Below are 12,950 nucleotides of genomic sequence, written 5' to 3' on the forward strand. Positions count from 1 at the left end.
GTAACCAGGCGCCATGGCGAAGGAGGAGCTGGCGAAGTACCGCGCGAAGCGCGATCCGAATAGGACCCCCGAGCCGCAGGGGTCGACCCGGCGCGCCGGATCGCGGTTCGTCGTGCAGCGCCACGACGCCTCCAGCCTGCACTTCGACTTCCGGCTGGAGATCGACGGCGTGCTGGTGTCCTGGTCCGTCCCCAAAGGACCGTCGCTCGATCCGGACGAGAAGCGGCTCGCGATCCGCACCGAGGACCACCCACTGGACTATGTGGACTTCGAGGGCGTGATCCCGGCTGGCGAGTACGGCGGTGGCACGGTGGTCGTGTGGGACACCGGCACGTTCAGCCATCTCGGCGACGGTTCGCCGGGTGACGCGTTGCGCGACGGGCATCTTCGCGTCAAGCTCGACGGTAAGAAGGTGAGCGGGGCTTTCTCCCTGGTCAAGACCCGCTACTCCGGCAGGCAGGAGCAGTGGTTGCTGATCAAGAAGGACGACGGGGGCGCCGACCGGCGGCGCAAGCCCGCGAAGACCCAGCCCGAGTCCGTGCTGTCCGGCCGCACCAACGAGGACCTCGGGTGACCGCGCCGGGCTGGCGCGCCCCGATGCTCGCGACGCTGACCCAGGAGCGGTTCTCCAGCGAGAACTGGCTCTACGAACGCAAGCTCGACGGCGTCCGCACGATCTGCTCCCGCGACGGTGACGAGCCGAAGCTGTGGTCCCGCAACCAGAAGACGATGAACAACGCCTATCCCGAGATCGTCGAAGCGCTGGCGAAGTCCGGCGGTGAGCGGTTCGTCGCCGACGGTGAGATCGTGGCGTTCGCCGGGAAGCAGACGAGTTTCGGCGCGCTCCAGCCGAGGATCCACCTCACCGATCCCGAGCGCGCCCGCAAGACCGGGATCGAGGTCTTCTACTACCTGTTCGACCTGCTGTACTTCGACGGCCACGACGCGACAAGCCTGCCGTTGCGGCAGCGGAAGCAGTTGCTCGCCGATGCCTTCGACTTCGAGGACCCGCTGCGGCTGTCCGAACACCGCGACGGCGACGGCGAGGAGTTCTTCCGCGAAGCCTGCGCGAACGGCTGGGAGGGGCTCATCGCGAAACGCGTCGACGCGCCGTACCAGCACGGGCGGTCGCGTGACTGGTTGAAGTTCAAGTGCGTCAAGGACCAGGAGTTCGTGATCGGCGGGTTCACCGATCCGCAGGGCGCGCGGCACGGGTTCGGCGCGTTGCTGCTCGGCTACCACGACGGGGACGGGCTGCGGTTCGCGGGCAAGGTCGGCACCGGGTACACCGAGGAAGTCCTGCGGGACCTCACCGCGAAGCTGAAGAAGCTCGAACGGAAGTCGTCGCCGTTCGCCGAAACCGTGCAGGAAAAGGGAATTCACTGGGTGTCACCGGAGCTGGTCGCGCAGATCGGCTTCTCGGAGTGGACCGGCGACGGCAAGCTGCGCCACGCGCGGTACGTCGGGCTCCGGAACGACAAGGCAGCCGAAGACGTGGTCCGGGAGGCTTGATGAAGGCCGAGGACGTCGAGATTTCGCACACCGCCAAGGTTTTCTACCCCGAGGACGGACTGTCCAAAGGGGACGTGATCGAGCACTACCGCACGGTCGCCGACGTGATGGTGCCGCATCTGCGGGGGCGGCCGCTGACGTTGCGCCGCTATCCGGACGGGATCGAGGGCGAGGGCTGGTTCCAGAAGGAGGCTTCGGAGCACTTCCCGGACTGGGTCCGCGTCGAGGAAATGCCGCAACGCGACGGTGGATCGGTGCACCACGTGGTGTGCGAGGACGCGGCGACGCTGGTGTACCTGGCGAACCAGGCGACCATCGAGTTCCACGTGTGGACCTCCACTGTGGACAGTCCGGAGTGCCCGGACCTGATGGTGCTCGACCTCGACCCGCCCGAGGGCACGGGCACCGCGAAACTGCGCGAGATCGCCCGCCGCGGCCGCGACCAGCTCACCGGACTCGGGCTCGATCCGCACCTGCAGGCGACCGGCGGGCGCGGGTTCCACCTCGTCACCCCGCTCGACGCGACCGCCGACCACGACCTGGTTCGCGCGCTCGCCCGCGAGGCCGCCGACAAGCTGGCCGAAGGCGATCCCGAACACCTGACCACCGCGCAGCGCAAGGACAAGCGCGGCGACCGCGTCTTCCTCGACACTAACCGCAACGGCTACGCGCAGACCTTCGTCGCGCCGTATTCGCTGCGGGCGAGGCCGGGCGCCGCGGCCGCGACCCCGCTCGACTGGGCCGAACTGGGCAAGGCGGAGCCGGACGGCTGGCCGCCCGCGAAACTGCGGAACCGGTTGGCGCGCAAGGAAGATCCGTGGCGCGGCCTGCACGAGGGCGGCGCGTCCGCGGAAAAGTCGCTGCGGACGCTGAGGAGGTCCTGATGGCACGGCCGATCTGGAGCGGGTCGATCAACTTCGGCCTCGTCACCGTGCCGGTGGCGTTGTACAGCGCGACCGAGGACCACTCGATCCACTTCCGCCAGTTCGAGCGCGGCACCTCCGACCGCATCCGGTACCGCAGGGTCAACGAGCGCACCGGCAAGGAGGTCGACTACGACAAGATCGTCAAGGGCTACGAGCTGGACGACGGCGAGTACGTGCTCGTCGAACCCGAGGAGCTGGACGAGATCGCGCCGGGCCGGTCGCGCACGATCGACATCGAGTCCTTTGTGGACCTCGAAGAGGTGGACCCGATCTACTTCCAGCGCACCTACTGGCTCGGCCCGGCGAAGGAGGAGTTCCACCGCGCGTACGCGCTGCTGCTGCAGGCGATGGCGAAGACGAACCGGGCGGGGATCGCGCGCTTCGTCATGCGCGGCAAGGAATACCTGGCGGCGGTGCGCGCGGGCGACGGCGTGCTGACGTTGAACACCATGCACTTCGCCGCGGACATCCGGGATCCGGCGAAGGAGCTGAAGAGCCTGCCGGAGCTGAAGGCGCGCGGCAAGGAACTGGACATGGCGGTCAGCCTCGTCGACTCGATGACCGAGCAGTGGCAGCCGGACCAGTACGTGGACACCTACACCGAGCGCGTGAAGAAGCTCATCGACGACAAGAAGGCGGGCCGCACGGTCACCCCGGAGTCCGAGCCGTCGGAGCCGACGAAGGTGGTCGACCTGTTCGAGGCGCTTTCCCGCAGCGTCGAAGGCCGCCGCAAGGGCGGCAAACGCGGGAAGAAGAAGCCCGACGTGTCCGACCTGAGCAAGGCCGACCTGGAAAAGCTCGCGCGCGAACAGGACGTCAAGGGCCGCTCCAAGATGACGCGCGCCGAACTGGAGAAGGCGGTCAAGGCCTCCTGACTGGAAACTCACGTCAGCCGTCGCGTGCCCCGAAAGTGACCTTCGGGGAATCCAGTGCCCTGAACTTTCGGGGCACCGGCAAGCGGGGCAGGCGCGTCGCGGTAGTCGAGCGTGCGAGGGGTGGATGTGCGGCGTTGAGCGCCCCGAAGGCCACCTTCGGGGCACCGGCAGCCGAGGCCCGCACGCGGGCGAGGGTCGAGAAAGTGGCGCCAGGGTCCCCGAAGGTGGCCATCGGGGACATTCGCGCTCGCCACCACATTTCCGCCATCGAGACCCGGGAGCACGGCGATCCGCGCACCATCATCGCGGCCTTCGGAGCATCGGCCGACCCCCCGCCGGACGCGCGTACCCATAACATCGACCTGTGGGACGGGGACTTCGGCTCGGGAGCCGGTTCAGGCTGGTGCTGCGCACCGGTATCGGGTTCGCCGTGCTCGGGTTCGGGTCCAGTGTGGTCGGCGCCGCCGTGGTCGCGCTGCTCCTGCTGCTGCAGGGCACGCCGAGCGACATCGGCGACCGGTCCTGGGTGATGACCGTTTCGGCCGCCGGGTACGTCGCCGCGTCGCTGCTCGCCGGGACCGTGTGGACGGCCTGGTTGCAGCGCCGCACCGCGGTGTGGTTCGTCCTCGGCAGGCCGCCCACCCCGGACGAAGCGCGCCGCGCGCTGCGGATCCCCGGCGACATGGCGCGCGTGAGCGGCACGCTGTGGCTCGGCGGCACGGTGCTGCTGGCCACGCTCGCGGGTGTGCTCGGCTCGTCGGCGGACGCGGTGGCCGTCGCGCTGACGATCGGGCTCGGCGGGCTGACCACGGCCGGGATCACCTACCTCGCGGCCGAGTGGGTCGCGCGGCCGGTGATGATGCTCGCGCTCGCGGTCGACCGGCCGAAGCAGAAGCTGCCGACGACCGTGCTGACCAGGCTCGTGCTGACCTGGTCGCTCGCCAGCGGCGTCCCGCTGCTCGGGGTGTTCCTGGTGGCGACGCCGCCGAACCTGAGCCACGCCGATCCGACGTCGAGCCTGATCCTGCTGTCCGTGGCGGGGCTGGTGCTGGGCGCGTTCACCACCGCGCTGCTCGCGAAGGCGGTCGCGGCGCCGCTGCACCGGCTGCGGGTCGCGCTCGACGACATCGCGCGCGGCCGCACGGACGTGCAGGTCGACGTGGACGATTCGAGCGAGATCGGCACGCTGCAGACCTCGGTGAACGACCTCGCCGCCGGCCTGCGCGAACAGGACCGGATGCGGGACCTGTTCGGCAGGCACGTCGGCACCGAGGTGGCACGGCACGCGCTCGAGTTCGGCGCCTCGCTCTCCGGCGACGTGCGCGAGGTGACGGCGCTGTTCGTCGACGTCGTCGATTCGACCGCGCTGGCCGCGCGCACCCCGCCGCAGGAACTGGTCGACAAGCTGAACCGGTTCTTCAGCAGCGTGGTCGACGCGGTCAACGCGCGCGGCGGGCTGGTGAACAAGTTCCAGGGCGACGCCGCGCTGTGCGTGTTCGGCGCGCCGACGAAGCTCGCGGACCCGGCCACTTCGGCGCTGGGCGCGGCGCGCGCGATCCGGGACGCGGTGCTTGCCGACGGCGAACTGGACCTGGGCATCGGGGTCGCGTCGGGGCCGGTGTTCGCCGGTCAGCTCGGCACGAGCAGCCGGTTCGAGTACACCGTGATCGGCGATCCGATCAACGAGGCCGCGCGGCTCACCGAGTACGCGAAGCACACCCCCGGCCGCATCCTCGCCTCCGACACCACGCTGGCCTCGGCGGCCGCGGGCGAACGCGCGCGCTGGACCGAGGACGAAACCGTCCAGCTCCGCGGCCGCGAAAGCGCGACCATCACCTGGGCCGTCAGCCCGGAGTGACCTCCGGCCACTTCAGCACCGTCGAGCCCCAGGTCAGGCCCGCGCCGAAGGCGCTGAGCAGCACCCGGTGCCCCGGCACGAGCTGCCCTTCCTTGACCCCGTCGAGCAGCGCGAGCGGCACCGAAGCGGCGACCGTGTTCCCCACCGTGCCGATGTTCGCGACCACGGCTTCCGCGGGCAGCCCGAGCTTCTTCGCCACCGCGTCCAGGATCCGGATGTTGGCCTGGTGGCCGACGAACCGGTCGACGCCGTCCACCGGCCAGCCCGCCCGCTCCAGCACCGTGCGGGACGATTCCGCCATCCGCGCGCACGCCTGCCGGAACACCTTCTGGCCCTGCATGATCACGTAGTTGTCCTGCTCGCGTTCGGCGAAGCGCTGCCGGACACCGCCCGCGGGAACGTAGAGCAGATCGGTGCCCTCGCCCTCGCTGTGCAGGTCGAACGGGCCGAGTGCGCCGTCCTCCTCCGGCGAGCCCGCGCGCAGCACGATCGCGCCCGCGCCGTCGCCGAAGATCGGCGCGGTGCCGCGGTCATCCGGGTCGACCACGGCGGTGAACTTGTCCGCGCCGACGACGAGCACGGAACCGGAGATCCCGGCCGAGATCATCCCCGCCGCGGTGGCGAGCGCGTAGACGAAACCACTGCACACCGCGTTCACGTCGAACGCCGCGATCCCGGAGAGCCCGAGCGCGGCGGCCACCTGGGGCGCGCTCGCGGGGCACACGTAGTCGGGGGTCGAGGTGGCGAGCACCAGCGCGTCGACCCGCTCGAGGCTCGCGCTGCTCAGCGCCGCGCGACCCGCCTCGATCGCCATGTCCACAGTGGACATGTCATCGGCGATCCGGCGCGCGCTGATTCCGGTTCTGGTGCGAATCCATTCGTCGGAGGTGTCCATGCGGCTGGACAGTTCTTCGTTGTCGAGCACCCGTGACGGCAGATAACCACCGAGCCCGCACAACACCGCCGCGCGGCGCCCCGCGAACTCGGGCGCATCCTGCGTGCGCACTGCGAACCCTCCTCGTTAGTCCCCGTGAGACCCCATTCCGCACACTTGTAAGCCCTACCAACCGGTAGACCGGTCAGTTGTGTTCCAGGTCACATTTGGCTCACTCGGACGGGCCCGCGTTAGCCCAGATAGGCGAGTACGGCCAGCACTCGCCTGTGCCCGCTATCACTCGGGGGCAGGTCGAGCTTCGCGAATATGTTGCCGATGTGCTTGTGCACCGCGCGTTCGGTCACCGTCAACTTCCCGGCAATCTCGGCGTTCGCGAAGCCCTGCGCCATCAGATCGAGCACCTCCCGTTCCCGCGCGGTCAACGCGGCGAGCGGATCGTGCCTGCGGGTGAGTAATTGCGAAATGACCTCGGGATCGAGCGCGGTGCCCCCACCCGCGACCCGGTCCAGCGCTTCCAGGAACTCCTCCACGCGGGCGACCCTGTCCTTCAGCAAATAGCCGACACCGGGGTGCCCGTCGGAAAGGAGTTCGCCGGCGTAGGTTTCCTCGACGTATTGCGAGAGCACGAGAACCGGGGTGCCCGGCAATACGCGGCGCGCGCGCATCGCGGCGTGGATGCCCTCGTCTCGGAACGACGGCGGCAGCCGTACGTCCACAATGGACACATCGGGTTCGTGCTCGGTCACCGCCGCGACGAAGGCGTCCGCGTTGTCCACGTGCGCGACCACCTCGTGGCCCGCGGTGGCGAGCAGGAGCTTGATGCCCTCGGCGAGCAGGACGTTGTCCTCGACGATCACGACCCGCACGGGCACTCCCAGACGATCTTGGTCGGCCCGCCGGCCGGGCTCGTCACCCACAGCTCGCCGTCGAGTGCGGCGAGCCTGCGCCGCATGCCCGCGATCCCGGTGCCCTTGGTCTCGTCGATGCCGCCCGAGCCGTCGTCGACGATCTGGCCGAGCAGGACGTCCACGTCGCGCGTGAGCGTGACCTCCACCCTGGAGGCGTCCGCGTGCTTGGCCACGTTGGTCAGCGCCTCGGTGATCACGAAGTACGCGGCGGCCTCCACCGGCGCGGCGAGCGCGCCCAGCTCGCCGACCGTCACCTCGGTCGGCACGGTGCTCTGCGCGGCGATCGCGGACAGCGCGCCGTCGAGACCGCGGTCGGCGAGGATCGGCGGGTACATCGTGCGCAGCACCGTGCGCAGTTCGGTCATCGCGTCCTCGGCGCCGGAGCGCGCGTCGGCGAGCAGCTTCGCCACCGCCTGCGGATCCTTTTCGAGCTGGCGCTCGGCGAGCCCGAGCCGCATCGCGATGGAGACCAGCCGCGCCTGCGTCCCGTCGTGCAGATCGCGTTCGATGCGCCGCAGCTCGGCGCCGTGCGCGTCGACGGCGCCCGCGCGGCTCTCCCGCAACGTTTCCACGCGCTCCGCAAGTTGGTCCTTTTCGGACGGTGCGAGCAGCGCCGCGTTCAGCTTCGCGCTCGCGTTGGCGATCTTGGGCGGCAGCCACAGCGCGATGGCCGCCGTGGCCACGAGCATCGGGACGCCCGCGTAGAAGGCGCTCGGCCAGCTCTCGATCGGGATGTCGGCGATCACCTTGATCGGTTCGTCGGCGGGGAACAGCCACCAGAACCCGATCGAGAACAACGCGACGAACGGGAGGAACGCCAGCGTCAGGCCGAAGATGCCCAGCATGGTCCCGAACAACATGGTCGCCGGGACCCAGCGGAGATCGCGCCAGGTGCCGCGCTCGTCGATGAGGTCCCGCAGCGAGCGCCCGCGCGGTCCATGCCCGGGGATCGCGATGCCTAGCCGCCGCGCGCTGAAGGCGCGGACAACATCGGTGACCCTGCCGAGGAAGCGCAGCTCGAACGGCAGCGCGAAGATCCCGACCCAGAAGACGCACATCACCGCCGAAGCCATCAGCACCGGCAGCGCGGCCATCGCCGCGAACCCGGTGATCATGCTCATGAAGGAGAAGGGCACCGAAGCCGCCGTCGCGCGCACCCTGCCCATGGCCCCCACGGGCCGTCCGTCTGCCATACGCCGATTCTTCCGCACTCCCCGGCCGGGCGCGGTGGTGCGGGCTACACCATCGGGCGGGGGCGCCTGCCCGCGCGCCCGGATAGCCTTGGCGACGTGCCGACGCCACCCCTCGACGCGGTGGATCTCAAGATCCTCGACCGCCTGCAGACCGACGCCCGCACGATCGCCGAGTCCATTGGCGCCGAAGTGGGGCTGTCCGCGGCCGCGGTGCAGCGGCGGATCAAACGGCTGCGCCAGTGCGGGGTCATCGCACGGGACGTCTCGGTACTCGATCAAGACGTGCTCGGCGTGCCGATGACGTTCGTGGTCGCGGTGGAGATGGAACGCGAACACGTCGACGTGATCCGCGCGTTCCGCGAACGGGCGCTCGCCGACGACGCGGTGCAGCAGTGCTACTACGTGACCGGGCAGGCGGACTTCATCCTGGTGGTGGCCTGCCGCGACATGGCGTGCTTCGAGGCGTTCACCCGCCGCGCGCTCCTCGACAACCCGGATGTCCGGCACTTCACCACGAGTGTCGCCATGGACCGGGTGAAGGTGGGCCTCACCGTCCCGCTCGGGTAACCGGAAAAGTGCGGTCCGTAGTGAAAACCGGACTGTGGCGGAGACCACTGTGGAGCGCTATCAGGGAGTCGTCCGACAGTGGCCGAAGTGTTACACCTCACCCCGTCCGCCACCGGATAGCGTGAATGGCACGGAACTGGCATCACGAGCGGGGCCGCCAGCGCTCTCCCCGCTGTCCGAGTGGTTCGCACGACGCGAACCTTCGCCAACCGCGAGGAGTGGCACCGTGCAGACCGACGCAGTGCACCAGACCCAGTTCGTGTCGATGAACGGCAGCACCGCACCTGTCCTTTCGCGACTGTCCTTTCTGGCCAGTGAGCCGTTCGCGGTGACGATCGCCTTCCGGAGCGAGCGCGGCCGCTGGATCGAGTGGGTGTTCGCCCGCGACCTGCTGATCACCGGGCTGACCGAGCCCTCGGGCATCGGCGACGTCCGCGTCCGCCCCGACCTCGCCGTCGACGAGGACCTGACCGCGCTCGAGATCGAGTCGCCCGACGGCTACGCGCTCGTCGAGATGGAACGCGCCGACCTCGAAGCCTTCGTCGCCAACACGCTCGAACTGGTGCCCGCCGGTGCGGAGAGCGAACACTTCGACGTGGAAGCGCTCATCGAAGAAATCACCAGTGTCTGATATCGGGCGGCAAAATTTGCGCTGCCAGGGCGCGGCTCCCAGCTCGACCCGCCGGTTGGTCGTGCTGGGCGCCCTGCCATCGCAAATTTAGAGGGCCCCAGGGGCCCTGCGCCCGACTGCACGCTCCCGGCGCGCGGGGCGCGCCGGATCGCCGGTGGTGGTCGGGTTGGGAGTGGCCGCGCCTTCGGCGCGGACCTCGCGGCACTCGGGAGGTAGGCGGGCGAGCATCGTTCCGAAGCGGGCACTTGCGTGCTAGGGCCTGGAAAGTGGCGCCAGATTCCCCTGAGGCGGCCTTCGGGACGTGGCGGGCACTCTCGGCGGCGGCAGTATCCTCCGGACCACGGGCGTCACTGGTTCAACATCACCCGAACGGTCCGCGCCTAAAGTAGGAAGTTCTCGACAGTACTGTCCGTAATCATTCGTGCACGGCTTTCCGGCGCCTTGCCGCCCTTCGGGAATCCGCCCTGGTGGGTCCTACGCACCGTGAGGGAACGTCGGCTTTCCGTAGGCGAAACGGTGACGGTCGGTTTTCGTACGGTCGAGTAGCGCTTGCGGACCGCCCGTTCTGACTGGTTTACGAACCGATCACGCTCTGCCTAGGCTCGCTGAACCCCGGCAGGCGGCACCCAGTCGCCCGCCCTGCGAGGGAGCGAGCGCCATGGTGCGGACGGCAGGCCGGCCCCTTTCCGAAACGGTTCCGTCGTCGCTGGTGTCGGTGCGAACACCGACGCCCGCGCTCGCCGGCCGCGACGAGGAAATCGCGACCCTCGCGCGGATCAGCGGCGAGCGCCCCGCCGTGCTGCTCGTCGAAGGCGAGGCCGGGATCGGGAAGACCAGACTGGTCGCGGCGCTGCTCCGAAGACACGAGTTCGACGGCGTGCGCGTGCTCACCGGCTCGTGCCCGCCGTTGCGCGAACCCTTCCCCTACGGTCCCATCCTGGACGCGCTGCGCACCGTCACCGGCCAGCCCGTCGGCACGCTCAGCCCGGTGACCGGCGTGCTCCGCCCGCTGCTCCCCGAGATCTCCGATCTGCTGCCGCCCGCGCCGGAGCCGATGGCCGAACCGGCCGCCCAGCGGCACCGCCAGTTCCGCGCCGTCCGCGAACTGCTCGAAGCCTGCGGCCCCACCGTGCTCGTGCTCGAAGACCTGCAGTGGGCCGACGAAAACACCAAGGACCTGCTCGCCTTCCTCGTCGCGAAACCGCCCCGGCGCCTCACGCTCCTGCTCACCTACCGCGCGGGACAGGCCGGTGCCGCGCTCGGGATTCCCTTGCGGGCGGCCGATTCCGTGCCCGTCGCGACCCTGCACCTCGGCCCGCTTGGCGCCGAGGCGGTCGGCGCCGTCGCCACCGACGTGCTCTCGCTCTCCCGCATCGACGACGAGTTCGTCCGCGCGCTGCACGAGCACACCGCGGGCATCCCGCAGGTGGTCACCGAAACCCTGCGCGCGGTCCGCGATCTCGGGTTCTCCGGCGCGGCACCGTCACCGCAGGTACTGGACCGGATCGCGGTGCCGGTGCTGCTGCGCGAATCCGCCGTCGAACGGCTCGGCGTGCTGTCCGAGCCCGCCGCGCGCCTGGTCAGAGCCGCCTCGGTGCTCGGCACCCCCGGTGAGTCGACCCTGCTCGGCATGATCGCGGGCCTGCGCGGCGCGCGGTTGTCCTCGGCGCTTTCCGAAGCGGTCAACGGCGGGCTGCTCGGCGAGGCCGACCGCGGCCGGTACGCCTTCCGGCACACCCTCGCCCGCCGCGCGGTGTACGAGGCGACCAGCGCACCCGAGCGGCAACCCTTGCACGCCAACGCTTTGCGCGCACTCGCGAACGTGGTGCCGCCGCCGTACGCCGAGCTGGCCAGGCACGCGCGCGCCGGTGGCCTGCCCGACCAGTGGCAGCGCTACGGGGAGGCCGCCGCCGACCGCGCCATCGAACTCGGCGAGACCGCGCTCGCCATCGACACCCTGCAGGCCTTGCTGGAACAGGGAAAACTCGCCGAGTCCGATGTGGAGCGACTGGCCACGAAGCTGAGCAAGATCGCGCAGCGCGGGCTGCGCTCGGACGTGTCCGCGACGCTCGAACGCGTGCTCGCCGAACGGACGCTGTCCCAGACCATGCGGGGCACGATCCGGCTCAACCTCGGGCTGCTGCTCGTGCGCCGCGCGGGGGAACTCGGACGCGCGCGGCTCGAAGTCGAGAAGGCGATCGACGAGCTGTCCGACCGCCCCGAACTCGCCGCGCGCGGGATCAACCTGCTCGCCATGCCGATCGACGGGCTGATGCCGCTGAGCTGGCACGAACAGTGGGGCCAACGCGCGCGCGAGGTGTACGAACGGCTCGACGACCCCGAACTGCGGCTCGCGCTGACCGGTGACCGGATCGCCTGCCGCGCGCACATCGGCGACGGCAGCGCGTGGACCGAGTTCGAACAGCTCCCCGAAGCGGGGCGCACGGTCGCCGAGCGCGTGCAGCTCGCGCGGCTGTGGTGCAACCTCGCCGACGCGCAGTCGTGGATCGGGCACCACGGGCGGGCCGACCGGCTCCTTCGCGACGGCATGGTGCAGGCCAATTCCACCGGCGCGCTGTTCACCGTCGAACTGGCGAGGGGCACGCGGCTGCGGCTCGACTGGCTCACCGGGAACTGGACGGGGCTCGCCGAAACCGGGGAAACGCTCCGCCGCCGCTACCCCGATCTCGGCCCGGTCACCGCCGAAGCCGCGCTCGTGCTCGGCGGGCTCGCGGCGGTGCGCGGCGAATTCTCCGAGGCCGAGCGGTACCTCGCCGAAACGAGCGTGCACGCACCCGAACACGGTGTGGTGCCGGTGGTGCTGGCCGCGGCGGGCATGCTGGCGCGCGTCCGGCTCGGCGCGGGCGACATCGCGGCCGCCTGCGCGATCGTGGACAGCGGGCTGACTTCGGCGCGCTGCAAGGGCGTGTGGGTGTGGGCCGCCGAACTGGTGCCGGTGGCGACCGAGGCGTACGCGGCGGCGGGCCGGTGGAACGCGGCGGAATCCGTCGTCGACGAGTTCGAGCGCGGTATCGAAGGCAGGGACGCGCCGGTCGCGACGGCCGCGCTCGCCGCGGCGAAGGCGGTTTTGCTGGTGGCGCGGGGAAAGCACGCCGACGCGGGCGCGGACTTCGCCGAGGTCGCGAAGGCCTACGCGAACCTCCCGATGCCCTACGCCGCCGCGTGGGCGAAGGAACGGGCGGCGTTGAGCAGGCTCGCCTCCGGCGACAGCGCGGCGACCGCGGAACTCGGCGAAGTCGCCGAGGTCTACGCCCGCCTCGGCGCGACGCGGGACGCGGGCCGCTGCCGCCACGCGCTCCGCGAACACGGCGCGTGGACCCCCTCACCACGCGGCAGGCGCGGCTACGGGACGCAACTTTCCCCCAGGGAACGGGAAGTCGCGCGCATGCTGGCCGCGGGGCGCACGAACAAGGAGATCGCCGAAGGACTGTTCCTGTCGCCGCGCACGGTGGAACAGCACGTGGCGAAGGTGCTCCGGAAGCTCGGCGCGCGCTCGCGCACCGAAGTCGTCTGGCTGGAAGCCGACGCCCCGGCCTGCTCCCCGGAAGCCGTCTGACACTCCCG

11 protein-coding genes are annotated in these 12,950 nt (G+C 70.4%); 8 read left to right on the forward strand and 3 right to left on the reverse strand.

Annotated features, from left to right (window positions below; translation table 11 throughout):
• The first annotated feature begins 13 nt into the window (after positions 1–13).
• The 5 genes from HUW46_RS17755 (at position 14) to HUW46_RS17775 (ending at position 5,171) form a co-directional block, all read left to right on the forward strand.
• Positions 14–574 (forward strand): DNA polymerase ligase N-terminal domain-containing protein, encoded by a 561-nt coding sequence (locus HUW46_RS17755; protein WP_215548325.1) that lies wholly within the window; start codon positions 14–16, stop codon positions 572–574.
• Positions 571–1,512, forward strand: coding sequence for a non-homologous end-joining DNA ligase (ligD, locus tag HUW46_RS17760; protein ID WP_215548326.1), 942 nt, complete (start codon positions 571–573; stop codon positions 1,510–1,512). Before HUW46_RS17755 ends, ligD (HUW46_RS17760) begins: the two co-directional genes overlap by 4 nt.
• Positions 1,512–2,396, forward strand: a complete 885-nt coding sequence (gene ligD / locus HUW46_RS17765; protein WP_215548327.1) for a non-homologous end-joining DNA ligase — start codon at positions 1,512–1,514, stop codon at positions 2,394–2,396. Before ligD (HUW46_RS17760) ends, ligD (HUW46_RS17765) begins: the two co-directional genes overlap by 1 nt.
• Positions 2,396–3,313: a non-homologous end joining protein Ku gene (gene ku / locus HUW46_RS17770; protein ID WP_215548328.1), complete on the forward strand. Its 918-nt coding sequence runs from the start codon at positions 2,396–2,398 to the stop codon at positions 3,311–3,313. Before ligD (HUW46_RS17765) ends, ku begins: the two co-directional genes overlap by 1 nt.
• A 364-nt stretch (positions 3,314–3,677) precedes the next feature.
• Complete coding sequence (locus tag HUW46_RS17775) at positions 3,678–5,171, forward strand: adenylate/guanylate cyclase domain-containing protein (protein ID WP_215548329.1); 1,494 nt, start codon at positions 3,678–3,680, stop codon at positions 5,169–5,171.
• Here the strand turns inward: HUW46_RS17775 and HUW46_RS17780 are convergent.
• From HUW46_RS17780 to HUW46_RS17790, 3 genes are all read right to left on the reverse strand, one after another.
• Positions 5,158–6,177, reverse strand: a complete 1,020-nt coding sequence (locus HUW46_RS17780) for a beta-ketoacyl-ACP synthase III (RefSeq protein ID WP_254126285.1) — start codon at positions 6,175–6,177, stop codon at positions 5,158–5,160. The genes HUW46_RS17775 and HUW46_RS17780 overlap by 14 nt on opposite strands.
• A 119-nt stretch (positions 6,178–6,296) precedes the next feature.
• A complete protein-coding gene (locus HUW46_RS17785) occupies positions 6,297–6,932 on the reverse strand; it encodes a response regulator (RefSeq protein WP_215548330.1) in 636 nt (211 codons plus the stop codon).
• Positions 6,920–8,167 carry a sensor histidine kinase gene (locus HUW46_RS17790; RefSeq protein ID WP_254126287.1) on the reverse strand — a complete coding sequence of 416 codons (1,248 nt, stop codon included), beginning with the start codon at positions 8,165–8,167 and terminating at the stop codon, positions 6,920–6,922. Before HUW46_RS17790 ends, HUW46_RS17785 begins: the two co-directional genes overlap by 13 nt.
• Before the next feature lie 96 nt (positions 8,168–8,263).
• On the opposite strand from HUW46_RS17790, the gene HUW46_RS17795 reads away from it, so the two are divergent.
• From HUW46_RS17795 to HUW46_RS17805, 3 genes are all read left to right on the forward strand, one after another.
• Positions 8,264–8,734, forward strand: coding sequence for an Lrp/AsnC family transcriptional regulator (locus HUW46_RS17795; RefSeq protein WP_215548331.1), 471 nt, complete (start codon positions 8,264–8,266; stop codon positions 8,732–8,734).
• A gap of 226 nt (positions 8,735–8,960) precedes the next feature.
• The gene (locus tag HUW46_RS17800; protein WP_215548332.1) at positions 8,961–9,365 is read left to right on the forward strand and encodes an SsgA family sporulation/cell division regulator; all 405 of its coding nucleotides are present in this window, start codon (positions 8,961–8,963) and stop codon (positions 9,363–9,365) included.
• Positions 9,366–10,023: 658 nt separating this feature from the next.
• Positions 10,024–12,942, forward strand: coding sequence for an ATP-binding protein (locus HUW46_RS17805; RefSeq protein WP_215548333.1), 2,919 nt, complete (start codon positions 10,024–10,026; stop codon positions 12,940–12,942).
• Positions 12,943–12,950 lie beyond the last annotated feature (8 nt).

Source organism: Amycolatopsis sp. CA-230715 (assembly GCF_018736145.1).
Classification (GTDB): Bacteria; Actinomycetota; Actinomycetes; order Mycobacteriales; family Pseudonocardiaceae; genus Amycolatopsis.